Source organism: Microbulbifer salipaludis, assembly GCF_017303155.1.
In the GTDB taxonomy this organism is placed as follows: domain Bacteria; phylum Pseudomonadota; class Gammaproteobacteria; order Pseudomonadales; family Cellvibrionaceae; genus Microbulbifer; species Microbulbifer salipaludis.
On record NZ_JAEKJR010000001.1, the window covers coordinates 557,004 to 580,241 of the forward strand.

A 23,238-nucleotide genomic window follows, 5' to 3' on the forward strand; every position below is an offset into this window, starting at 1 on the left:
TGTTAGTGATCGTTAACACCGGTTCTGTGACCCGTGTCACGCCGCTCTTTGGTCATCCTTCACCCACTTTACTGTCGAAATCGGCATTGCTGATCAGGGTGCCGACGCCGGTATCGGTAAAGATTTCCAGTAGCACGGCATGGGGCACCCGGCCGTCGATGATATGCGCGGAGGTGACGCCGGCCTTCACGGCGTCGAGCGCGCAGGCAATTTTCGGCAGCATACCGCCGTAGATGGTGCCGTCGGCGATAAGCCCGTCCACTTCCAGGGTAGAGAGCCCGGTGAGCACCTCCCCTTGCTTGTCCTGCAGCCCTGCCACATTGGTGAGCAGCATCAGTTTTTCCGCTTTCAGGTATTCCGCGATTTTGCCCGCCACCAGATCGGCGTTGATGTTGTACGACTCGCCGTTTGTACCAACCCCGATGGGGGCGATCACCGGGATGAAGTCGCTGTGGATGAGCATGTCGATCACGCCGGTGTCCACGCTTTCCACTTCCCCCACATGGCCGATGTCGATGATCTCCGACGCGTGCAGACCGGCGCTGTCTTCCGGCCGGCGCAACTTGCGCGCGCGGATCAGCAGGCCGTCCTTGCCAGTCACGCCCACCGCGCGACCGCCATTTTTGTTGATCAGGTTGACGATCTGTTTGTTCACGGTACCGCCAAGCACCATTTCCACCACGTCCATGGTTTCACTGTCGGTGACACGCATGCCGTCCACAAAGCGCGACTCGATACTGAGTTTGTTCAGCAGGTCGCCGATCTGCGGTCCACCACCGTGCACCACCACCGGGTTCATGCCCACCAGTTTCATCAGGATCACGTCACGGGCGAAGCTGTTCTGCAGCGCCTCGTCCACCATGGCGTTGCCGCCAAATTTGACCACCACGGTCTTGCCGATGAAGCGCTGGATGTACGGCAGGGCTTCATTCAGAACCTGCGCAACGCGCAGGGCGGATTTCTGATCCAGGGACATAGCGTTTTCCTTACTGCTGTGGGCTTCGGCCCGCGGTGCTATGGCAGCACCAGGGTCGGGTCAATCTTCTGAAGTTGCTGGGCAATCTGGTCGCGGATGCGCGCCAGCGCGGTTTCATCGTCCGCCTCGAACCGCAGGGTCAGCGCGGCGGTGGTATTGGAGGCGCGCACCAGCCCCCAGCCATCGGCAAACTCGATACGCAGGCCGTCGATGGTGTTGAGATCGGCCTGTTCGAACTGGCCCTCGGCGCGCAGGCGATCGATCAGCGCAAATTTGTCCTGCTCGGCGACCGGCAACAAGATCTCCGGGGTGTTTACCATCAGTGGCAGGGATTCCAGCAGCTCGTCGAGGGTCTGTTCCCGCAGGGCCATGATTTCGAGAATCCGCGCGGCAGCGTAGACGCCGTCATCGAAGCCGTACCAGCGATCCTTGATAAAGATATGCCCGGAGAGCTCACCGCCGAGCAGTGCGCCGGTCTCCAGCATTTTTTCCTTCATTGGCGCATGGCCGGTTTTCCACATGATCGGGCGGCCGCCGTACTGGGTGACCAGGTTGGCCAGTGCGCGGGTGCTCTTCACATCGAACACGATATCGGACCCGGGGTTGCGCGCAAGAATATCCCGCGCCAGCAGCATCACCAGCTGGTCTGCCCACACGATGCGGCCGCTCGCGGTCACCAGAGTAACGCGGTCGCCGTCGCCATCCAGCGCAATACCCAGGTCGGCCGCCTCGCCTTTTACCCGGGCGATCAGGTCCTGCAGGTTCTCCGGGCGCGAGGGGTCTGGTGCGTGGTTGGGGAAGTTGCCGTCGACTTCGCAGTACAGGGTGTCCACGGCACAGCCAAGTTGCTCGAACAGCTCCGGCGCCAGCTCGGAAGTGGCCCCGTTGCCCGCGTCGATCACAATACGGGGCTGGCCGGCGAGGGCGACGTCATTAAAGATTTCGTCGATATAGGCATCGCGCACGTCTTGCTGGCTGTTGCTGGCCTCGCCGCTGGCGAACTGGCCGGACTGCATCAGTGCCCGCAGTTGGATGAGCTTCTCGTCCGCCAGGGGGCGGCCATTCATGACGATTTTAAAGCCGTTGTAATCGGCGGGGTTGTGGCTGGCAGTCACCATCACGCCGCTGCTGGTGTTTTTACCCTTGGCGCAGGCGAAATAGAGTACTGGCGAGGGGATGAGGCCCAGATCCACCGCATCACAGCCACTTTCCAGAATGCCCTCGATCAGGCAGTCCCGCAGCAGTTCGCTGCTGTTGCGCCCATCGCGCCCGATCAGCAGTAGCTTCTCACCGGATTGCAGGGCGATGGTGCCCAGTGCACGTCCCAGCTGATAGGCGAAGGGCTCGTTGATTTCCTCCCCGGCGATGCCGCGGATATCGTACGCGCGGAATACGTGTTGCGGAATGTCGGTGCTCGGTGTGCGCATCAGGTCGCGGCGAGATGTTTCTTCCAGCTTTGGTGCGGCCGCGGCAGTTGTGGGTGCACCTTCCGCGACGGCTGGCGCGCTGGGGTTCGGCTTGGGGGCCAGGTCGTCTTTACTCAGGCCTTTTTTCACCGGCGTGCGGCCGCTGCGGGCAGATTTTTCCCAGGGTGCTGCGCCCCCGTCGGCGGGCACCGTTTTCCAGAGCCCGAACAGGCTCGCGAGCAGGCCGATCAGGGCGGCACCGTAAATCCAGCCCACTGCAATACTGTGATCAGCGGCGAATGCCGTTGAGGGCGTGAAGGACACCTTGAGATAACTGCCCGCCACGGCCGCGCTGGCCGCATCACCACCGGCGGGATGCACTGGCGAGCGCCAGAGGTCCTGGGGCGGCCCGTCGAGGAACTGCTGCTGAATCTGAATATGGCCGATGCGCTGATCGAGCTCCGACAATACGCGTTCGAACGCGGTGAAGGGTTGGCTCGCCAGGAGTGCGCCTTCACCGTGCGTGCGCGCGTGGTAAAGGCGCCACTGGTTATTGCTGTCGCGCAAAAACTCCGGCTTCGGTGGCTGCTCCAGGCTGCGCTTCAACAGATCGACCAGGGCAAAGTTGAGCGGTGGTCGCCCCGTGCCTACCTGCAGCTGCTCGGGGGTAAAGAATTGCAGCGCAGTCTGGCCGGTGGCGCTGGCGATACTGGATGTTTGCGCCGGCTGAAAATTGGCGAGTTTTTGCTGCTGTGCCGCAAAGAAGCTGCCGAGCTGAGCGGCCTGCTGGTCGGCGACCTGCTGAGCGGCACGTTGCACACTGTTGGCGTTGCGCCCGTCGATCACATGCGTCATCAGCAGGTATGCACCGCCCAGCCACAAGGCAGCAGCGAGCAGCGCGGGCAGGCTCAGGCCGCTGTGCCACAGTGGTTTTTTTTCCGTTTGAATGTTTGAAGCCACAGCTAACTCTTGTCTCCCAGTCTTCTCAGACCAGCCCCCGGACCGGTTCAGTAATTTTCTGAATCTTGTGTGTTGTTGCCGATACTGTTTTTTTGTTGTCAGTTTGCCGGAAATGCCCGTTCCGCAATACGTGTGACCAGCTCTGCGGCCAGTTCGGTTTTCAGCGCTGCCGGCAGCGGCAATTCGCCATTTTTGTCGATGATCGTCACCTGGTTGTGGTCGCTGTTAAACCCCGACTGCGGGTCGCTGACATCATTGGCGATGATCATATCCAGGTTCTTGCGCTGCAACTTGCCTGCGGCGTGTTCGGACACCTTCTCAGTCTCCGCGGCGAAGCCGACCACAAACGGTCGCTTTACTTGCCGTGCGGCAATGGTGGCGACGATGTCCGGGTTTTTTACCAGGCGCAGCACGTCACTGTCATTCCCGTCCTGTTTTTTGATCTTCTGCGATGCGACGACGGCGGGACGGAAATCGGCCACGGCGGCGGCGGCAATGAACAAGTCGCAGTCGTCGGCGGCGCGCTCCACCGCCGCTAGCATGTCATTGGTACTGATCACGTCTACCCGCGCAACGCCAGCTGGGGTTGCCAGGCGTACCGGCCCTGCGATCAGGGTGACCTCGGCACCGGCGCGTGCGGCAGCGGTGGCGAGGGCGAAGCCCATTTTCCCGGAGCTGTGATTGCTCAGGTAGCGCACCGGATCCAGCGCCTCGCGGGTGGGGCCGGCGGTGATGGTGACTTTTTTGCCCTGCAGTACCTGCGCGGGCGCAATGCTGCGGGTCACGCCGTCGACGATATCCGTTGGCTCGAGCATGCGCCCCGGGCCCACATCGCCGCAGGCCTGGCTGCCGGCACCCGGCCCCAGCAGGATTGCGCCGCGCTGTTGCAGGGTCTGGGTGTTCGCTTGTGTGGCCGGGTGCCGCCACATGGCCTGGTTCATCGCCGGTGCCAGCACCAGTGGCGCCTCACTGGCGAGGCACAGGGTGGTGAGCAGGTCGTCGGCCATGCCGGCGGCCAGTCGGGCGATGACGCTGGCGCTGGCGGGCGCGATCAGGATTACGTCGGCCCACTTGGCCAGCTCAATGTGCCCCATGGCGGCCTCGGCGGCGGGATCCAGCAAGTCGGTATGCACCGGATTGCCGGAGAGCGCCTGAAACGTGAGCGGCTGGACAAACGCACGGGCGCCGGCGGTCATCACCACACGCACGTTGGCGCCATGATCCTGGAGCCTGCGTACCAGGTCGGCGCTTTTATAGGCGGCGATACCGCCGGTAACGCCAAGCAGTATCCGTTTGTTGGCCAGAGAGGGCATATTCAGTGGTTCCGGAACTCTGAGAGGGCGTAAGATTACCATCTTAGCGCCGGTGGCAGTATGGCCAATCGGGAGCGCTTACTGGCTTGCAGGGGAAGCGAGCGTTTACTTTGACTGATTGGTCTGGCCCAGGGAGGGGGGATGGCAATTACGGACTGGCCCGCGGAAGAGCGGCCGCGCGAGAAGTTACTGGCAAAAGGTGCAGCGGCTCTGTCGGATGCTGAACTGTTGGCGATTTTTTTGCGCACGGGCCTGCCGGGCGTTTCGGCGGTGGATCTGGCGCGGCAGTTACTGGCGGATTTTGGTGGTCTGCGGCCTTTGCTGCAGGCGGAGCGTAAGGTGTTCTGTGCCGGCAAGGGGCTGGGAGATGCCAAGTTTGTACAGTTGCAGGCGGTACTGGAGATGGGCCGGCGCCATCTGGCGGAGGATCTGAAGCGCTCGGATGCGCTGACCAGTCCGCAAGCGGTGCGTGACTATCTGGCCGCACAGTTGCGGCACCGCGCCCGCGAGGTCTTCTGCTGTCTGTTTCTCGACAGTCAGCACCGGGTGATTGCCTATGAGGAGTTGTTTGAGGGCACCCTGAACGCGGCCAGCGTCTATCCCCGCGAGGTGGTGCAGGCGGCGCTGGCGCAGGGCGCGGCTGCCGTGATCCTCGCCCACAACCACCCATCTGGAGTGAGCGAGCCCAGCCAGGCGGACATACATATTACCGGGCGGCTCAAGGATGCCCTGGCACTGGTGGATATCCGGGTGTTGGACCACTTGATTGTTGGCGAGGGCGGCGGGTGTTCTTTTGCGGAGCGGGGGTTGATTTGACCTCTCCTGTTCGCTCTGTCGTTACTCTGGTGGCGGCGCCGCTACCGGGTAAAGGCTTGCGAGACACGAGCTAGGCGCCCCCCCTCAACCCATCCATGGGGGCTCTTCCGCGAGGCCCCTCTCGCGGAAGGTCTCGCAAGCCTTTACCCGGTATCGCCGCCTTCTCATCCAGTCTCGAACTTCGTAGCATATAGGGGACTTCCCGCCTCCGACCCAAAGTGGCTGCTCAGACAGCAAAAAAGCTGGTCAAAACTTGCCCCGCCTAGGGTGTTCTGGTATAAAACGCCGCTCTTTGCGGCCGGGCTAGATTCTGTACAGATCCCGCGGTCCGCTGGATAACGAATTTTGCACTGCCCCGCCTTGCGCTGAGGGCACGAGAGTTTTTAAGAGGCCAATCAGATGTCCAAGGTATGTCAGGTAACCGGTAAGCGCCCGGTAACCGGAAACAACGTTTCTCACGCCAAGAACCGCACCAAGCGTCGCTTCGTGCCGAACCTGCAGTCCCACCGTTTCTGGGTGGAAGCCGAGAAGCGCTTCGTTAAACTGCGTGTTTCTACTAAAGGTATGCGCATTATCGATAAGAAAGGTATCGATACCGTACTGGCAGAGCTGCGCAAGCGCGGCGAGAAAGTTTAATTACTGCTTAACCGCAGATTGGAGACAGAACAATGCGTGACAAGATTCGCCTGAATTCCAGCGCCGGCACCGGCCACTTCTACACCACTGACAAGAACAAGCGCAACATGCCTGAGAAAATGGAGATCAAAAAGTACGATCCCGTTGTTCGCAAGCACGTTATGTACAAGGAAGGCAAAATCAAGTAATTGATAGCCTTGCTAGTTCGCGAAAAAGCCCGGTTTTCCGGGCTTTTTTGTGTCTGAACGAAGTGTGAGTCTACAAATTGAAGGTCATGGTGCCGGTGAAAGTTTGCGGGACCGTCTGCGGCCTGGATGGCCGCAGCCGAGCCCCCAGGGATGGGTTTACGGCGTGTCCCGCAAACTTTCACCGGCACCATGACCGCCACTACGTTCGCTAGTGGCTACCCGGAAACCAGACAGATGCCCGAACTGCCAGAAGTAGAAACCACCAAGCGCGGCCTGGCCCCCCACCTGGAAGGCCGCAAGGTAATGCGGTGTGAGATCCGCCAGTACAGTCTGCGCTGGCCGGTGGATGCGGATTTCGCTGAGAAGATTCGAGGCGCCCGTATCCAGCGCCTCGACCGCCGCGCAAAATACCTGCTGGTGGAGACCGATAAAGGCCTCGCCATCTGGCATCTGGGCATGTCTGGCAGCCTGCGCATCGTCGAGGGTATGGAGCCTGCGAAAAAGCACGACCATATCGACTGGTTGCTCGATAGTGGCCAGCGCCTACGTTTCCACGATCCCCGTCGTTTCGGCGCCCTGCTGTGGACCACCGATCCGATCGCCGAGCACGAACTCATCGCCCACCTCGGCCCCGAGCCCCTCGGCGACAACTTCCATGCCGACTACCTGTTCAGCCGATCCAGAGGGCGCAAGGCCCCGGTAAAAACCTTCATCATGGACGGCCGCATCGTCGTCGGTGTCGGCAATATCTATGCCTCCGAAGCCTTGTTCATGGCCGGCATCCGCCCGCAGACCCCCGCCGGCAAAATCTCCCGTCCGCGTTACGAGAGGCTGGTGGAAGCCATCAAAACCGTCCTCGGCAGTGCTATTCAACAGGGCGGCACCACCCTGCGGGACTTCGTTGGCGGCGACGGCAAGCCCGGCTACTTCGCCCAGCAACTGAATGCTTACGGCCGCGCAGGCCAGCCCTGCCCCCGCTGCCCCGGCACTATTCGTGAGCAGATTATCGGTCAGCGCAACACCTTCTTTTGCCCCCGCTGCCAACGCTGATTGGGAATCTATTCGCCCTCACACTAGGTTTGAGTCTGACATTCCCATCGGACGCGAACCCATGATTATGATGTTGCCCTTTCTCACGGCACTCATTTCCGCCTGGTTTACCTGGCGGGGTCATCGCAGTACCGCCATCTTCTGGTGGGCGGTCACCGCGGCTATTTATGTGGCCTGGTGTTGCTACCACATGACCTCCCCGCTAAAGATTTCCCTGTAATACACACCGTAAGCCCGCCCCAAGCCCGGGCCGAGGAAGCTGCGTAGTGATTCACTTTGTTTTCGGCGTGCGCCGCTGGACCGATTGCCTGAACGCCCTGGCGCTGCTCGGTGTCAGTGGCGTGCTGTGGTTTGCCTTTGTCTGGCAGATCGTGCTGGACGAACTGCCGTGCCCACTGTGCCTGTTGCAGCGGGTGGCGTTTGCCATGGTCGGTATTGGATTGATGCTTAACGTCAGTTTCGGCAGCCGCCCGGCACACTATGGAATTGCACTGCTGTCGACACTCGCCGGCATGGTGTCGTCGGCGCGCCAGGTACTGCTGCACATCGCACCGGGAGACCCGGGCTACGGCTCGCCTTTCCTCGGGCTGCATTTCTATACCTGGGCGCTGGTTGCGTTTTTTCTGCTGGGATTGTTTATCGGCGGTTTATTGCTGCTGGATCAGATGAAATTGAAGGAGGCGGCCAATGTGCCGCGCAACCCAGGCTGGCTCGGCAAGCTGGCGATATACAGCTTCCTCGCCATAGTGCTGATTACGGTGATTGCCACTCTGCTGGAGTGCGGGGTTGGTCCCTGCCCGGACAATCCCACCGGCTATCTATGGATGCCTGAATAGGCTCCGAGGCTCTGGATCGACCCAATAGCCCGGGATTGATAGGTCGTAAATCACGCCAATCGGCGTAATTGGTACCATCGTCAAGGGACGGAGGATCACGCGAGATGATAGATTTCCTGATTTAAATCGACGTTTGTCAGGGACGAGATATGAATAGTCTACCCAAATGGGAATCGCTTCTGCGCAACTTTCCAAATAAGCCTGCTGGAGAAGTGTTTTCAGAAATCGGTGGGAAGGTAAAGTTAAATTATGATATTGGCGTTTTCAGTAATGCCTGTGCGACCAGAATTTCGAGAGCGCTAAATTTTTCTGGAGAAGCACATAGAATCCCCTTCTATAAGACGAAAGACAGCAATGGTAATGACGTTATTCAGGTTTCTTCTGGCGGCAAAAAGTATTGGTACATATATCGCGTTAAGGTCATGACTCAGTATCTTGGTGAGGCGTATGGCGCTCCTAAAATCATACCTGTAGATTCCTACCGGGATCACTTAAGAGGGAAGAAGGGGATTATTATCTTCAAGGTAAATGGTTGGGCTGATGCCACCGGGCATGCTGATCTGTGGGACGGGGCAAAAAGTGTTGGCAGTGATTATGGCGATCAATCTACATCGATTTATTTCTGGGAGACGGTTCATTGATTAAGTTGAGCGCTATTATTAGTGCATTTGTTTTTTTAATTTCCTGTGCCGTTGCTAATGAGCCTAAGGGTCAACAGGAGCTCTACGATTTTGCGCAAGCAAACTGTCTCTTCTGGTATTTTGACAGCAAGGGCTACGATACAGAAGATATCAGGGCAATCAGTGGAGGGATGGTTGAGGTGAGTGATGTGCCCATAGAGAAATTTGAAGAAATATCCCTTTTTATAAAAAGTTACTCCCCTGAAGTTGCTTCAAAAAATAATGTCGATGAAAGACTGGTCCGTTGTTTTCAATTGAGAGATAGTGAGGCGCTTCGAGCCTTGATAGTCGGCCGGTGACAGCGGCCGAAGGGTGTTAAAGATGGAGGTCGATAGCCCAGCCCACTTCCAGCAGACCGGCGATTAGCAAAAGGAGCCGGGGGATGACCATCTTGAAATTCCGTTCTGCTTAGCGCCCCACCGCACTGCCTTCACGGCGGGTGTCTGCGCCGCCGTAGAGTTTTCCATCCTGCAGCGCGATGCCGTGAATGCCGCTGTTCAGTTCCCTGCGCACCACTTTGTGGCCCATGGCCTCGAGCTTATCCAGCTCCTTGTCGGAAAGGACTTCCGGTTCCACTTCCACCCGATAGCCAATTGCACCAATGTTGCCGGCATGAATGGCCTCGGCGATGGGCATGCCTTTGGCCAGGTGGTACAGAATCGTGCGCGCGGTGTAATCGATAATGCGCGAGCCCCCGGGGGAGCCGACCACCAGCCGCAGGCTGCCATCGCTATTGAATACGATGGTGGGTGACATGGAGGAGCGCGGGCGCTTGCCCGGCTGCACGCGGTTGGCCACCAGCGCCTTGTCGGCATTGCGCGGCACGAAGGAAAAATCGGTGAGCTGGTTGTTGAGCAGGAAGCCCTTCACCAGCAGCCGCGAGCCGAAGCCGGTTTCGATACTGGTGGTCATGCTCACCGCATTGCCGTACTGGTCCACGATGGACAGGTGGCTGGTGTTGGGCATTTCCGGGGATTTGGCCTTGATGCGTTGGCCGGCAAGTTCGCCCGGTACACCGGAGCGCGCCGGCTGGGCTTTTTCCAGGTTGATCAGCTTGGCCCGCTGGGCCAGGTAGTGCGGGGCCACCAGTGCATCGGTGGGCACTTCGACAAAATCGCTGTCACCGGCGTAGGTGTTGCGGTCGGCGAAGGCCAGTTCCGAGGCTTCCACAAACAGATGGGTGAGTGCGGCGCTGCCCACATCAAACTGTTGCGTGGGCAGGTGCTGCAACATGCCGAGAATCGCCCCCACAGTGGTGCCGCCGGATGATGGCGCCGCGGCACCGCACACCCGATATTCGAAAAATTCACTGCACACCGGTTCGCGCACCTTGGCCTTATAGCTGGCCATATCCTGCAGGGTCATCACACCGGGGTTGACCGGGTCATTGCGCACCGCATCGACGATGGCTTCGGCGATTTCGCCCTCGTAAAACGGTGCCGCGCCCTTTTCTGCCAGCAGTTTTAGGGTGGCGGCGTAGGCAGGATTCTTCAGGGTATGGCCCACGGGTAAGGGCTTGCCGTCGTCCCCAAACAGGTAGTCGCGGATGGCCGGGCGCGCGGCAACGCGAGGCAGCTTGTCGGCGAGCTGGTAAAGCCGCGGAGAAATGGCGAAACCATCTTCGGCCAACTGGATGGCGGGCTGAAACAGGTCTTTCCACGGCAGTTTGCCATCGCGCTCGTGGGCCAGCGCCATCACGCGCATCACGCCGGGCACACCCACGGAGTAGCCACCGATCACCGCCTGCAGGAAGCCGAGGGGTTTGCCGTCGCGGACAAAGTAGCTTTCGTCCACCGCCATGGGGGCCGTTTCACGGCCGTCGTAGGAATAGAGTGTCTTGTCGTCGGCGCGGTAGCTCAGGATAAAAGCGCCGCCGCCGATACCGGAGGATTGCGGTTCCACCAGGCCCAGCACCAGCTGCGCGGCGATCGCGGCGTCCACTGCAGTGCCACCGTCGGCGAGCATCTGAGCTGCGGCTGCGGAGGCGTGTGGGTTGGCGGTTACCGCCATGTAACGCTCCGCGGTGGCGGACTTGATTGCCGTGCGCCCGGTGGTGATCTCCGGCTGCACTTCCGCTTCGGCCTGCATCGCGCGCACTGCCGAGGGCGGTACCGCGCTGGCGGAGACGGTGAGCAGTCCGCACAGGGCGGTCGACAGGGCGAGGGGGAGTAGTGGCAATCGTTTCACTGGGCGATCCGGCGTAAATAGGATCGCCCGAGTGTATCAGACCGCCACTGAGGGAAGCAGCGGGCAGCGTTTACTGGCTGTACTTTTCTTTCAGGGCCTTCTGCACGCCCGGGGGCACGAATTTGGTGACGTCGCCACCGAGGGACGCGATCTCGCGCACCAGTGAAGAAGAGATGTAAGAGAGGTGCTCCGCCGGGGTCAGGAACAGGCTTTCCATCTGCGGCGCCAGCTGGCGGTTCATATTGGCGAGCTGGAACTCGTACTCGAAGTCGGATACGGCGCGCAGGCCGCGTACTACGCCGTAGGCGTCGAGCTGGCGCACCAGGTCGGCGAGCAGGATGTCGAAGCCAATCACCTCGATATTCTTCAGGTGCGACAGCTCCTGCTGGGCCAGTTCCACCCGCTCTTCCATGGTGAACAGGGGGTTCTTGCGGGTGCTGGCGGCAACGGCGACCACCACGTGATCGAACAGGCGGCAGGCCCGTTCAACGAGGTCCATATGACCATTGGTGATGGGGTCAAAGGTACCCGGGTAAACCACTTTTTTCATAAGCCAATTCGCCTTGCGGGCCAGAAGGGACGCGCATATTAAACAATTTAGGCCCCGCCCTCAAAAAGTCTGCTGAATTCCCGGGGCGCAGGCGGTGCGTTCAGGCGCTAAATAGCCGCATGCAGACCTGTCCGGCCTGTTTTTCCTTTTCCAGTTGCCAGCCCGCGGGTGCGTCAATGGGCGTAGTGCGCGGCGATTCCACATAGATCAGGGTGTGTTCACCGATGCAGCCCGCGTCCAGCAGGCCAGTAAGGGTTTGCTGCCACAGGTCGCCGGCAAACGGCGGGTCCACGAAAATCACGTCGTAGGCCGCCGCGCGCTGGCTCAGAAACACCTCCGCCGGGCAGTTGTGTACCTGCGCCCCCTCGGCCTGCAGCAGATCCAGTTGCTGGCGCAACATGCTGGCGGCGCCCCGGTCCATTTCCACGAAGTCCACCGCAGCGGCGCCCCGGCTCAAAGCCTCCAGGCCAAGGGCTCCGGAGCCTGCGAACAGGTCCAGGCAGCGGGCGCCTTGCAGGTGAAACTGCAGCCAGTTGAACAGGGTCTCACGCAGTCGGTCACCGGTGGGGCGCAGGCCCTCGATGGGCGCGAAGGGCACTTTGCGCCCGCGCCAGCGTCCACCAATGATACGCAGGTGCGAAGTGGCGGCGGGTTTGGCGCGCTGGTCGGTGCGTGGGCGGCGGTTTCTGGACATGCGGTATCCGGTCGGTGGGAAATTAAGGCGGCCATCTCTGTGTGCGAAACAGTCAGCGGTGCTAAGATTAGCGCCTTTCTGCCACTGGCCGCCAGCCGCTGCCGGTGACCTCTTTATCTACCGCTTTTCCAGTCAAAGAACGCACACCCGATGATTTTTGATTTCCTGCGTAAGAACAAGCCCGAGGCCGATGCGTCCACTAAAGAGCGTGAGGACGCGATCCCAGCGCCGGCAGCTGACGAGCCGGAACTGGTAATCCCGGAAAACCTGCGGGCCGATGGCGGTCCCGAGCACGCGGATGCGGCCGCGCCGGAAGCATCCCCGCCGGCTGAGGAAACCCTCTCTGTCGAAGAGGCGCCGGAATCCGGGTTCGATCCGGCGGCAGCGGTTGCCGCTGAGGCGGAAGCACCAGACGCGCCGCAAGCCCAAGAGGCCGCCGAATCCGCTCCCCAGCCAGAGACGCAGGAAAAACCCAGGAAGGAAGGGTTTTTCGCCCGTATTCGTCGCGGCCTCTCCCGCACCAGTAGCCAGTTTGCCGAGGGCATGGGCAATCTGTTCCTGGGTGCCAAGGAGATTGATGAAGAGTTGATGGAGGAGCTGGAGACCCAGCTGCTGATGGCGGATGTGGGCTTGGACGCCACCACCGAGATCATCGACCGCCTGACCGACCGTGTGTCCCGTCGCGAGCTGTCCAATGGTGAGGCGCTGTACAAGGCGCTGCAGGAAGAGCTGGCGGGGTTGCTGGACAAGGTGGAAGCACCACTGGCGATCGACCAGGCCAAGCAGCCGTTTGTCATTCTGGTGGTGGGCGTTAACGGTGTGGGCAAGACCACCACCATCGGCAAGCTGGCGCACCGCTTCCTGAATGAGGGCAAGTCGGTGATGCTGGCGGCGGGGGATACGTTCCGCGCGGCGGCGGTGGAGCAGTTGCAGGTGTGGGGCCAGCGACACGATGTGCCGGTGGTGGCGCAGCACACCGGTGCGGACAGCGCCTCGGTGATTTTTGATGCGATTCAGTCGGCGCAGTCCCGCGGCGTGGATGTGGTGATAGCGGATACCGCCGGGCGCCTGCACAACAAGGCCAACTTGATGGAAGAATTGTCCAAGGTGCGTCGGGTGATGAGCAAGCTGGACGGCTCGGCGCCCCACGAGGTGCTGCTGGTGCTGGATGCCGGCACCGGCCAGAACGCGCTGTCGCAGGCGGAGACCTTCCGCGACTCCGCGGGCGTGACGGGCCTGGTGCTGACCAAGCTGGATGGCACGGCCAAGGGTGGGGTGATTTTCGCGCTGGCGCAGAAGCTGGGGATTCCGGTACGCTTTATTGGCGTCGGGGAGCAGGCGGAAGACCTGCAGCCGTTTGTGGCGAAGGACTTTGTGGCGGCGCTGTTTAACAGAAGCCAAGGTTGAGCTGGCAGTCCTTTCAGTGGCAGATTCGATAATCTGAACTCAGATGCGAAGGTGTCGATACCGGGTATAGGTTTGTGAGACCGTCTGCGGCCAGGACGGCCGCAGCCGAGCCCCCATGGATGGGTTTACGGCGTGTCTCACAAACCTATACCCGGTAGCGGCGCCGCCTCGGGAATTGAAAAGTGCCGTCCTGCTCTCGAAAACTAAAAACAACAAAAACGCGCTCATGATCCAGTTTGATAACGTCAACAAACGCTACGAGTCCGGCCAGGATGCGCTGGGGCGTGTCAGCCTGGAAATCGACCGCGCGGAGATGGTGTTCCTCACCGGCCATTCCGGTGCGGGCAAAAGTACCCTGCTCAAGCTGCTCACCGCCATCGAGCGCCCGACCCGCGGCAGCATCATTGTCGGTGGCCAGAACCTGAACCGGCTGCGCAACAGCCAGATTCCCTACTATCGCCGCAATCTCGGCATCGTCTTCCAGAACCATCAGCTGCTGTTTGATCGCAGTGTCTTCGACAACGTGGCCCTGCCTTTGTCGGTATCGGGCTGCAGCAAGCGCGAGGTGGGCCGGCGGGTACGGGCGGCGCTGGATAAGGTGGGGCTGCTGCACAAGGAGAAGCAGAACCCGATGGTGCTCTCCGGTGGTGAGCAGCAGCGGGTGGGGATTGCGCGGGCGGTGGTGAACAAGCCGGCGCTGCTGGTGGCAGATGAGCCCACCGGTAACCTGGACCCGAAGCTGTCGGAAGAGATCATGGGGTTGTTTCGCCAGTTCAACGCGGTGGGTACCACGGTGTTGATCGCGAGCCATGACCTGGAGCTGATTGCACGCATGCGCCAGCGGGTGCTGACCCTGCAGCAGGGACAACTCATTTACGATGGATACCCGAGCCGTGAACCAGCGTACTAAGCCCTCTTCATCCCGAGCTGCCTCACCTGCCGTCGAGCGCGCGCGCTCGGCCGGTGCGGTTGCGGCGCGTACCGGCGCTGGCGATCGTCTCCGCAGCTGGCTGGATCACCATCGCGAGATGTGGCGGGAGTCCTGGGTGCGCTTTTTCGCCTCCCCCATGTCCAGTTTCATGACCGCGCTGGTGATCGCCATTGCGCTGGCGCTGCCGGCAGCGTTGCAGTTGGGGCTGAACAACTTCCAGAAGGCGGTGGCCGGTTGGGATGGGCAGCCGCAAATTTCGGTGTTCCTGCACAAGCGCGCCAAGGAGCAGGCGGTGACATCCTTTGCCGACGATTTGCGCGGTGATCCGCTGGTGGCGGACGTGACGTACATTTCGCCGGAGCAGGCGCTGGCGGAGTTCCAGCAGTCCTCCGGGCTCGGGGATGCGCTGCTGGGTATGGACAGTAATCCGTTGCCGGCGGTGTTGCTGGTGCGGCCGCAGGGGTCCGATAGCGCGTCACTGGAGTCGCTGGCCGCGCAATTGCGCGAGAGTGCGCTGACAGACTCGGTGGTACTGGATATGGCCTGGGTACAGCGGTTGGCCAACCTGACCGAGCTGGGCCGGCGCATGAGCCTGGGGCTGGCGTTTTTGCTGGCGCTGGGGGTGCTGCTGGTGGTGGTGAACAGCATTCGCCTGCACATTGAAAACCGGCGGGACGAAATCCTGGTGGTGAAGCTGGTCGGTGCGACGGATGCCTTCGTGCGCCGCCCCTTCCTGTACACCGGGCTGGTGTATGGCCTGGTGGGCGGCCTGATCGCCTGGCTGCTGGTGAGTTTCGGGGTCTGGTTGCTGGCGGGGCCGGTGCGCGGGCTGGCGAATCTCTACGGCAGTGGCTTCCGGCTCGAAGGGCCGGGATTCGCCTATCTGGTCGGGCTTGGTGGCGGGGCGGCCCTGCTGGGTCTCACCGGTGCCTGGCTGGCGGTGGCGCGCCATATTTCGGCGATTCAGCCACGCTGACCACATGGTCAGTCAAGAATGGTAAAGCCCTTCCGTGTGTGTGGAACTTCCCCTGTGGATAACTGCTCTAACCACCCGGAAATCAAGGGCTGGCGGGCTTTGCCGGCCCGCCTCGCACGGGGTTCCATTTCCTGTTGCGGGTGCTACACTGTGGCCAACTTTGTTCTGCCGGTGCCGCTTGCGGGCTGATTTGCCCAGGGCCGGAAGAACAAGCCGCCGCAAACTACTGGTCCCGGTAAGTAATAGTCCGGGCAGCAAGTGCCAAGCGGGGCAATAGCGAGTTACGAGGAGAATCCTGAATGGGAACCAGTTTACAGCCGATCCATACACTGTCGCCGGGCGCCAACCTGAACGCCTACATCCAGACAGTGAGTGGCTTCGAGGTACTTTCCGCCGAGGAAGAAAAGAAGCTGGCGGAGGACCTCTACTATCACGAAAATCTTGAGGCAGCCCGCCAGCTGGTCATGTCTCACCTGCGCTTTGTTGTGCACATCGCCAAATCCTATTCCGGTTACGGCCTGAACCAGGGCGACCTGATCCAGGAAGGTAACGTTGGCCTGATGAAGGCGGTGAAGCGTTTCAACCCCGAGAAGGGTGTGCGTCTGGTGTCCTTCGCGGTGCACTGGATCAAGGCGGAGATTCACGAGTTCATCCTGCGCAACTGGCGCATCGTCAAGATCGCCACTACCAAGGCGCAGCGCAAGCTGTTCTTCAACCTGCGTGGCCAGAAGAAGAAACTGGCGTGGTTGACCAGCGATGAAGCCAAGCGCGTTGCCGCTGAGCTGAATGTGGATGTGCAGCATGTGCACGATATGGAAGGCCGTCTCTCGGCCCACGATGCGGCCTTTGATGCCGGCGTGGACGATGACGAAGACTCCGCGTGGCAGGCTCCGGCGCATTACCTGGAAGATCGCCGTTACGATCCAGCCACCATGCTGGAAAACGATAACTGGCAGGAAACCAGCGTTAATAATCTGACCATGGCGATGGAGCAACTGGACGACCGCAGCCGCGATATCATCGAGGCGCGCTGGTTGAGCGAGTCCAAGGCGACGTTGCACGAGCTGGCCGATAAATACGGCGTATCTGCGGAACGTATCCGCCAGATTGAAAAGAACGCCATGAAAAAAGTCCGGGTGGCGATGGAGGCCTGATAGCCTTCTCACCGACCGGATTCAAGAACCGCGCTACTGGCGCGGTTTTTTCGTATGTGGTTCTGGGTTTCGTGGTATCGATTTTTTTTGGCCTTGTGGCGGTGAGGCACCGGGGATCTGTTTTCGGAACCGCTGTAAACCCATCCCTGGGCGCTGCGGCGCAAACATCCTGTTTGCGACGCTTCCGAAAACAGATCCCCGGTACCTCACCTTCGATTTTGACCTCGGTACTTCGTAAGCCAGATTGAAAGGAATAATGATGGCTAAATTGTATTTGTTGCTCGCCACGTTTTTTGGCGGCACCGGCGTTATCCTCGGTGCATTTGGTGCCCATGGTTTGCGCGATAAAGTCGCAGAAAACCTGTTAGAAGCCTACAAAACCGGTGTGCACTACCAGATGATTCACGCTCTGGCACTGATCGCCGTAGCTGTGCTGATTCATCAGGTCGGCGCAAAAACCTCGCTGGTGGTAAGCGGTGCCCTGTTTGCCATCGGCATCCTGTTTTTCTCCGGCAGCCTTTACGGCCTGACCTTCGGCGGCCCCAGAATTCTCGGCCCCATCACCCCGCTGGGCGGCACCCTGCTGATCGGCGGCTGGATAGCACTGTTTATCGCCGCACTCGGCTATACAAAGTAAGCACTGGCAACTACGAAGCAAAAAACTACGAATCGAAGGCCAAGTGCCGGGTGTCTGTTTTCGGAAGCGTCGCAAACAGGATGTTTGCGCCGCAGCGCCCAGGGATGGGTTTACAGCGGTTCCGAAAACAGACACCCGGTGATTGGCCGCCACAGAAAGAGCTACGAAGCACACAAGATCGGTGCTCCGGGGCAAAGAGGTAACCAAGCTAAGATGCAAGAAGAACCAAACAACGAGGCAGGTAACGAGGAAGAAGACTTCCCCTACCGCACCGAATTCAAAAAGAAATCCATCCGCAGCTACGTGATTCGCGGCGGCCGCATGACGGAAGGTCAGCGCAAGGCTTTCGATAATTACTGGGGCCCGTTTGGTCTGTCCCTGTATGACGGCGCCATCGATCCCAAAGAAATCTTTGGCCGCGAAGCCCCAGTGGTACTGGAAATCGGCTTTGGCATGGGCGACTCCCTGCTGGAAATGACCGAAGCCGAAACGGATAAGGACTTTATCGGCATCGAAGTCCACCCGCCCGGTGTTGGCCGACTGATCAATAACGCCGGTAAAGCCGACGTCAAAAACCTGCGCGTGTACATGGCCGATGCCATCGATGTATTGAACGACTGTATTCCAGATGCCAGCCTCGATCGCTTCCAGCTGTATTTCCCCGATCCCTGGCACAAGAAAAAACACAACAAACGTCGCATCGTGCAGCCAGAGTTTGTAAAACTGCTGTGCAGCAAACTGAAACCCGGTGGCCTGATGCACATGGCCACGGACTGGGAAAACTACGCCGAGCAGATGCTCGAAGTGCTCGAAGCGGAAGAGCTGCTGGAAAACACCGCCGGCAAGGGCAATTACGCCCCGCGCCCGGCCTTTCGCCCACAAACCAAATTTGAACGCCGCGGCGAGCGTCTGGGGCACGGAGTGTGGGACCTGCTGTACCAGCGCAAATAAACTACCGGCTGGCCGGGCGTCTGCAGCAGGGGCGCCCGGCCCACTGTGCTATCTTCTGTCTACCGGTAAATGGATGCTCCGGAGTAACAATGACAACAAGCCCCGCCCCCGCCCTGAAACACCTGTGCAGCCGTATTCGGCGCCATTGCCAGCGTAGTCTGGTGCTCGGCAGCTGCCTGGCACTCATCGGTGCCCCGGCCCTCGCCGACAATGAAGGTACCCTCACCCTCTACCTCAACGGTGGCCAGTACTGGTTCGATGAAGAGCGCCTCTCCGGCACCCCGTATTTTCTTGAGGAGCTGCAAGACAGCTCCGGTGGGGGTATCGGTTTCGGTTACAACATCACCGATCGCTGGGCGATTGAGGGCGTGTTCGATTACTTCAGTGCTGACCTGAAGGATGCCCGCGAAGACGTTGCGGTACAGAACTATCACCTCGACCTCATGTATCAGTTCGGCGGGCAGTTCTGTGGCAATTACCTGTGGCAGCCCTACGTGGTGTTCGGTGCCGGTGAATTGCGGGTGGACGAGGATTCTTTCAGCTATCCCGACAACTGGCACCAGCGTCAGACGATGGTCAACTTCGGTGCGGGTATCAAATACCAGCTCGCACCGCGCTGGCAGGTGCGTGGGGATCTGCGTGGCTTCCAGGGGGTCGAGGAAGGTGGCATGGATGGCTTCTTGAGCTTCGCCATTGGCTACCAGTGGCAAGACGAGGTGGTGCCGCGTGACTGGGATGGTGACGGTATTTACAGCAACATTGACCAATGCCCGCAAACACCGCCGGGTATTGATGTGGACATGCGTGGCTGCCCGGTGGACAGCGACGGCGATGGTGTGCCGGACTACCTCGACCAGTGTCCGGGAACTCCCATGGGCATGGCGGTGAATGAAGACGGCTGCCCGCTGGAGGACTACGACCCCGGTGACTTCTCCAAGTGAGCCGCGGGGCAGGTGGTGGTCAGTCGCCGCGTGCCTGCTCCAATTCTTCCGACACCTCCAGCCAAGCCATTTCCAGCTCTTCCAGTGATTCCCGCGCCTCACCCTGGGCTTTGGTCAGGCGCGCAATTTCATCCTGCTGCCCGCCCGCGTAAAGGTCCTCGTCCGCCAGCCGGGTTTCCAGGGTCGCCAGTTCCTTTTCCGCCTTTGCCATTTTCTGCTCGATGCTTTTCAGCTTGTTGGTTAGCGGCTTCAGTTGTTCCCGCAGGGCGGCGGCGGCGCGGCGCTGGGCCTTCTTGTCTTCAACGGGCTTGTCCGTCGCCTGCGCGGCATTGGAATCGGAATCGTTATCCTGGCGGCGCTTCTCGTCGCGCTTGAACGACAGCAGCCACTGTTTGTAATCCTCCAGGTCGCCGTCGTAGGGCTCGGCACGGCCATCGGCCACCAGGATGAATTCGTCGGTGGTATTCGCCAGCAGGTGGCGGTCGTGGGACACCAGCAGCATGGCACCGGGGAATTCCGCCAGTGCCAGGGTGAGCGCATGGCGCATTTCCAGATCCAGGTGGTTGGTGGGTTCGTCCAGCAGCAACAGGTTCGGTTTCTGCCAGGCCAGCAGTGCCAGTGCCACCCGCGCCTTCTCGCCGCCGGAAAAGCCTTTTACCGGCTCGAACACCCGGTCGCCAAAAAAGCCGTAGCCGCCGAGGAAATCCCGCAGTTGCTGTTCGCTGGCCAGGGGAGAGAGCCGCTGTAGATGCAGCAGCGGCGATGCGTTGGCGTCCAGTGCTTCCAGCTGGTGCTGGGCAAAGTAACCGATTTTCAGGTGCTCACCGCACTGGCGCACCCCCGACAGTAGCGGCAGCTCGCCGGCGAGGGCCTTGATCAGCGAGGACTTGCCGGCACCGTTGGGGCCCAGCAGGCCGATGCGGCGGCCGGGCTGAATGCCGAGCTCGACGTTTGGCAGAATGGTCTTGCCGGGGTAGCCGATCTCCGCCTCACGCAGGTCGATCAATGGGTTGGACACCTTGTCGGCGCTGGGCAGGCGAAAGCGGAACGGGGAGTCCACATGGGCCGGCGCGATCTCCGCCATACGGTCCAGTGCCTTGAGGCGGCTCTGGGCCTGTTTGGCCTTGGTGGCTTTGGCGCGGAAGCGGCGCACAAAGTCTTCCATATGTGCCCGCTGCGCTTGCTGTTTCTCGTATTGCACCTGCTGTTGCGCCAGGCGCTCGGCGCGGGCCCGTTCGAACGCGGTGTAGTTGCCGCTGTAGAGCACCAGGTCCTGTTGCTCGAAGCTGATGATGCCGTCCACCACCGCGTCGAGAAAATCCCGGTCGTGGGAAATGATCAGCAGGGTGCCGGGAAAGCGCTGCAGCCACTGCTCAAGCCACAGGGTGGCATCGAGGTCCAGGTGGTTGGTGGGTTCGTCGAGCAGCAGCAGATCTGCGGGGCACATCAGTGCCCGCGCCAGATTCAGGCGAATACGCCAGCCACCGGAGAAGCTCTTTACCGGGCGCTGTTGCTCGGCGTGGGAGAAGCCGAGCCCGTCCAGCAGTTGCGCGGCACGGGCGGGGCCACTGTAACCGTCGATCGCGGCCATCTGCTCGTGCAGCTCGGCGATGCGCTTGCCGTCGGTGCCGTCGGCTTCGGCGGCCTCCAGTGCCCGTTGCAGGTCGCGCAGGCGGTGGTCGCCGTCCAGTGCGTAGTCCAGCGCGCTCTGATCAGTGGCGGAGACTTCCTGAGCCATATGCGCCACTTCCCAGCCTGCGGGCACCTCGATGGTGCCCGCGTCGCTCTCCTGCTGCTTAAGCAGCATCTTGAACAGGGTGGACTTGCCGCAGCCGTTGGCGCCGATGACGCCCACCTTGTGACCGGGGAAGATGCGGCAGCTGGCGTTGTTGAGCAGATCCCGTCCGCCCACCTGCAGCGATACGCCTTGCAGATTAATCAATGGAAACCTCTTGGAGTTCGCCGGGGTATTTAGCAGCCTGCTAAGCTATCGGCTATAACAAACCGCCGGGATTCTACCGTGACAGAAACCGCACCTCCATCACCGCCGCCGTCTCCACTGCAAAATCCACTGTGGCAATTCAGCCTGGAGTTCTACCAGCAGCCGCACGTGGCGGACTTCCTGCTGGAGTGTCAGGACAGCCGCGGTGCGGATGTCTGTCTGCTGCTGTGGGCGAGCTATACCAGTGCCTGCGGGCGACAGTTGAGTGAGGAAAGCTGGCGAGTTGCGGATCGCGGCCTTGCGCCACGCAGGCGGATGATCACCAGTGTGCGTCACCTGCGCCGACTACTGGGCCGGATCAAAAAGCACACCGGCTTGTATGCCTGGTGCAAGCGGTGCGAGTTGCGTATGGAGCAACGCCAGATCGCGGCGTTGTGGAAGCTGAATAGCGAGAGTTGGCCGGAAACCCGATCCCCGCTGGAGCTGGCAGGACAACAATACGGGTTGCTGCAAAAAGAACAGGCCCGCTGGGCGGGCCTGATTGATGCCTACAGTACCGGAGGCAGAGCCGCTCTTGAAAATGCGACCACTACCGGCGAACACACCGGAGGCGGTTCACCGGAGCCGGGTGCGGCACCCTGACTTAGTGCTTGTGTTTGTGCTCTTCCGGGCCGTAATGCGGGTTTTCTTCGGTGGAAAACAGGCTCTTGGCCGGTGTGCTTGGGGTGATGGTCGGAGTGACCGGTGTTACCGCCGCCGGACTGGATTCCGGTAGCAGGGGCTTGGGCTCTGAGGTTTTCCCCATGATGGGTTCGGCCGCTGTTGCCGGAGCGGGTGCGACAGCCGGCTTGTCCTGAGGCTCTTTCGCCGGCGCCGGCTGGGGTGCTGCGGCCGGCGTGCTGCCGTTCGCCTTCGCCACTTTCACGTCTTTTGTGGCGGCCTTCTTGGGCGCCGACTTTTTGGTGGCAGTCTTTTTAACAGCGGTTTTTTTAGCGGAAGCTTTTTTTGCCGTCGCTGACTTGGCTGCGGGTTTGTCAGCTGCCGCTTTTTTCGCGGGTGCCTTCTTGGCAGTGGCTTTCTTGGCTGTCGCTTTCTTTGCTGCGCCCTGCTTCGGCGCGGCCTTCTTGCTTGCAGCCTTTTTCTTGTCGGCGGGCTTGGCGGCGGCTTTAGCCGCAGTCTTCTTGGTTGCTGATTTCTTTGCCGTTACCTTCTTGCCAGCAGTCTTCTTCTTTTTCGCTGCAGCCTGGACTTTCTTGGCTGCGGCTTCACCCGCTTTCTTGATGGTTTGCGCGGTCTTGTCGGCGAGCTTGGCAGCGGCGGCGGCCGCTTTCGATTCGCTTAAGGTCTTGGCTGTGTCCTTGGCGACTTTCTCAACCTTGGCCACGGCGGCCTTGGCGGTATCGACCTTCTTCTTGGCCGAAGCTTTCGCCGCGGGGGTTTTCGCCTTGCCTGCCGCCGTGCGCGCAGTCGCCAGTTTAGCCTTAGCCTGCTTTACCTGGGCCTGTGCCTTGTTCGCTGCGGTGGTGGCTTTTTTCAGGGCTTTTTCGGCATCGGCCGCGTCCTTGGCCCGAGCCTTGTCGAGTTGAGTGGTGATCTTGGCGATCTGCTTTTCGAGATCGGCAATGGATACAGCGGCTTTGCGTTTGGCGGCCATGAGTTGAGATCCTGCAGTTGAAACGGTTGTGGGTGTCGGTTCGAAAAGAGCCCCCGAAGCTCTCCCATTTGTAGTGCAGAATCACCTCTCTGCGGGAGAAAAAAACTCAGGGTAGAACGCTGATAATAGCGCTGTTATTTGCGAAGTGCATCCCTGTACTTTAGTTGATGCAAGGCTTTTTCTTTGTTCGTTTGCAGTACTTTGCCGAAATGGGTCCTCCGTTGCTTGTCACACACCTTGTGTTTGATGATGAATCATCGTTGGAGCGGCTCAACGCAAAATGAAACGAATAGTGCCAGGCAGAGTCCTGGCGGGCAGTGTGCAGCGCTAACCCGCATGGGTTAGACTTGGCT

24 protein-coding genes are annotated in these 23,238 nt (G+C 60.5%); 16 read left to right on the forward strand and 8 right to left on the reverse strand.

Annotated features, from left to right (window positions below; genetic code table 11):
• Window positions 1-52 precede the first annotated feature (52 nt).
• The 3 genes from argB to coaBC all read right to left on the reverse strand — a co-directional run bounded on the left by argB (window position 53) and on the right by coaBC (window position 4,655).
• The gene (gene argB, locus JF535_RS02275; RefSeq protein ID WP_206998518.1) at window positions 53-976 is read right to left on the reverse strand and encodes an acetylglutamate kinase; all 924 of its coding nucleotides are present in this window, start codon (window positions 974-976) and stop codon (window positions 53-55) included.
• Between the two features lie 38 nt (window positions 977-1,014).
• On the reverse strand, window positions 1,015-3,342 hold the full coding sequence (locus JF535_RS02280) for a phosphomannomutase/phosphoglucomutase (RefSeq protein WP_340674103.1): 2,328 nt from the start codon (window positions 3,340-3,342) through the stop codon (window positions 1,015-1,017).
• Between the two features lie 98 nt (window positions 3,343-3,440).
• Window positions 3,441-4,655, reverse strand: coding sequence for a bifunctional phosphopantothenoylcysteine decarboxylase/phosphopantothenate--cysteine ligase CoaBC (coaBC, locus tag JF535_RS02285; protein ID WP_206998519.1), 1,215 nt, complete (start codon window positions 4,653-4,655; stop codon window positions 3,441-3,443).
• 141 nt (window positions 4,656-4,796) lie between these two features.
• Here coaBC and radC point away from each other — a divergent pair, with 141 nt between their 5' ends.
• The 8 genes from radC (at window position 4,797) to JF535_RS02325 (ending at window position 9,160) form a co-directional block, all read left to right on the forward strand.
• Window positions 4,797-5,471, forward strand: a complete 675-nt coding sequence (radC, locus tag JF535_RS02290; RefSeq protein ID WP_206998521.1) for a RadC family protein — start codon at window positions 4,797-4,799, stop codon at window positions 5,469-5,471.
• Window positions 5,472-5,870: 399 nt separating this feature from the next.
• Complete coding sequence (gene rpmB / locus JF535_RS02295) at window positions 5,871-6,107, forward strand: 50S ribosomal protein L28 (protein ID WP_010132080.1); 237 nt, start codon at window positions 5,871-5,873, stop codon at window positions 6,105-6,107.
• A 32-nt stretch (window positions 6,108-6,139) separates the two neighbouring features.
• A complete protein-coding gene (rpmG, locus tag JF535_RS02300; protein WP_066960071.1) occupies window positions 6,140-6,295 on the forward strand; it encodes a 50S ribosomal protein L33 in 156 nt (51 codons plus the stop codon).
• A gap of 234 nt (window positions 6,296-6,529) precedes the next feature.
• Complete coding sequence (mutM, locus tag JF535_RS02305; RefSeq protein WP_206998523.1) at window positions 6,530-7,345, forward strand: bifunctional DNA-formamidopyrimidine glycosylase/DNA-(apurinic or apyrimidinic site) lyase; 816 nt, start codon at window positions 6,530-6,532, stop codon at window positions 7,343-7,345.
• A gap of 61 nt (window positions 7,346-7,406) precedes the next feature.
• Entirely contained in the window at window positions 7,407-7,565 is a 159-nt protein-coding gene (locus JF535_RS02310) for a DUF5993 family protein (protein ID WP_206998531.1), read from the forward strand.
• 46 nt (window positions 7,566-7,611) lie between these two features.
• Window positions 7,612-8,181, forward strand: coding sequence for a disulfide bond formation protein B (locus JF535_RS02315; protein WP_340674104.1), 570 nt, complete (start codon window positions 7,612-7,614; stop codon window positions 8,179-8,181).
• 149 nt (window positions 8,182-8,330) lie between these two features.
• Window positions 8,331-8,822, forward strand: coding sequence for a type VI secretion system amidase effector protein Tae4 (locus JF535_RS02320; protein WP_206998533.1), 492 nt, complete (start codon window positions 8,331-8,333; stop codon window positions 8,820-8,822).
• Window positions 8,819-9,160, forward strand: coding sequence for a hypothetical protein (locus JF535_RS02325; RefSeq protein WP_206998535.1), 342 nt, complete (start codon window positions 8,819-8,821; stop codon window positions 9,158-9,160). Before JF535_RS02320 ends, JF535_RS02325 begins: the two co-directional genes overlap by 4 nt.
• 109 nt (window positions 9,161-9,269) lie before the next feature.
• Here the strand turns inward: JF535_RS02325 and ggt are convergent, their stop codons facing one another.
• The 3 genes from ggt to rsmD all read right to left on the reverse strand — a co-directional run bounded on the left by ggt (window position 9,270) and on the right by rsmD (window position 12,292).
• Complete coding sequence (ggt, locus tag JF535_RS02330; RefSeq protein ID WP_340674105.1) at window positions 9,270-11,048, reverse strand: gamma-glutamyltransferase; 1,779 nt, start codon at window positions 11,046-11,048, stop codon at window positions 9,270-9,272.
• 70 nt (window positions 11,049-11,118) lie between these two features.
• A complete protein-coding gene (coaD, locus tag JF535_RS02335; RefSeq protein ID WP_066960078.1) occupies window positions 11,119-11,598 on the reverse strand; it encodes a pantetheine-phosphate adenylyltransferase in 480 nt (159 codons plus the stop codon).
• 100 nt (window positions 11,599-11,698) lie between these two features.
• Window positions 11,699-12,292, reverse strand: a complete 594-nt coding sequence (rsmD, locus tag JF535_RS02340) for a 16S rRNA (guanine(966)-N(2))-methyltransferase RsmD (RefSeq protein WP_206998552.1) — start codon at window positions 12,290-12,292, stop codon at window positions 11,699-11,701.
• Between the two features lie 150 nt (window positions 12,293-12,442).
• Here rsmD and ftsY point away from each other — a divergent pair, with 150 nt between their 5' ends.
• The 7 genes from ftsY (at window position 12,443) to JF535_RS02375 (ending at window position 19,289) form a co-directional block, all read left to right on the forward strand.
• On the forward strand, window positions 12,443-13,699 hold the full coding sequence (ftsY, locus tag JF535_RS02345; protein ID WP_206998555.1) for a signal recognition particle-docking protein FtsY: 1,257 nt from the start codon (window positions 12,443-12,445) through the stop codon (window positions 13,697-13,699).
• Between the two features lie 226 nt (window positions 13,700-13,925).
• Entirely contained in the window at window positions 13,926-14,609 is a 684-nt protein-coding gene (ftsE, locus tag JF535_RS02350) for a cell division ATP-binding protein FtsE (protein ID WP_206998558.1), read from the forward strand.
• Window positions 14,593-15,606 carry a permease-like cell division protein FtsX gene (gene ftsX, locus JF535_RS02355; RefSeq protein ID WP_206998560.1) on the forward strand — a complete coding sequence of 338 codons (1,014 nt, stop codon included), beginning with the start codon at window positions 14,593-14,595 and terminating at the stop codon, window positions 15,604-15,606. Before ftsE ends, ftsX begins: the two co-directional genes overlap by 17 nt.
• Window positions 15,607-15,905: 299 nt before the next feature.
• A complete protein-coding gene (gene rpoH / locus JF535_RS02360) occupies window positions 15,906-16,760 on the forward strand; it encodes an RNA polymerase sigma factor RpoH (RefSeq protein ID WP_206998563.1) in 855 nt (284 codons plus the stop codon).
• Between the two features lie 259 nt (window positions 16,761-17,019).
• Window positions 17,020-17,397: a DUF423 domain-containing protein gene (locus JF535_RS02365; protein ID WP_206998566.1), complete on the forward strand. Its 378-nt coding sequence runs from the start codon at window positions 17,020-17,022 to the stop codon at window positions 17,395-17,397.
• A gap of 213 nt (window positions 17,398-17,610) precedes the next feature.
• Window positions 17,611-18,348 (forward strand): tRNA (guanosine(46)-N7)-methyltransferase TrmB, encoded by a 738-nt coding sequence (trmB, locus tag JF535_RS02370; RefSeq protein WP_206998569.1) that lies wholly within the window; start codon window positions 17,611-17,613, stop codon window positions 18,346-18,348.
• Between the two features lie 89 nt (window positions 18,349-18,437).
• Window positions 18,438-19,289 carry a porin family protein gene (locus JF535_RS02375; RefSeq protein WP_206998584.1) on the forward strand — a complete coding sequence of 284 codons (852 nt, stop codon included), beginning with the start codon at window positions 18,438-18,440 and terminating at the stop codon, window positions 19,287-19,289.
• 19 nt (window positions 19,290-19,308) lie between these two features.
• Here the strand turns inward: JF535_RS02375 and JF535_RS02380 are convergent, their stop codons facing one another.
• A complete protein-coding gene (locus JF535_RS02380; RefSeq protein WP_206998596.1) occupies window positions 19,309-21,231 on the reverse strand; it encodes an ATP-binding cassette domain-containing protein in 1,923 nt (640 codons plus the stop codon).
• A gap of 78 nt (window positions 21,232-21,309) precedes the next feature.
• On the opposite strand from JF535_RS02380, the gene JF535_RS02385 reads away from it, so the two are divergent.
• Window positions 21,310-21,873 (forward strand): TIGR02444 family protein, encoded by a 564-nt coding sequence (locus JF535_RS02385; RefSeq protein ID WP_340674106.1) that lies wholly within the window; start codon window positions 21,310-21,312, stop codon window positions 21,871-21,873.
• A gap of 1 nt (window position 21,874) precedes the next feature.
• Here JF535_RS02385 and JF535_RS02390 read toward each other — a convergent pair whose 3' ends face one another.
• Window positions 21,875-22,885, reverse strand: coding sequence for a histidine kinase (locus tag JF535_RS02390; protein WP_206998601.1), 1,011 nt, complete (start codon window positions 22,883-22,885; stop codon window positions 21,875-21,877).
• Between the last annotated feature and the right edge of the window lie 353 nt (window positions 22,886-23,238).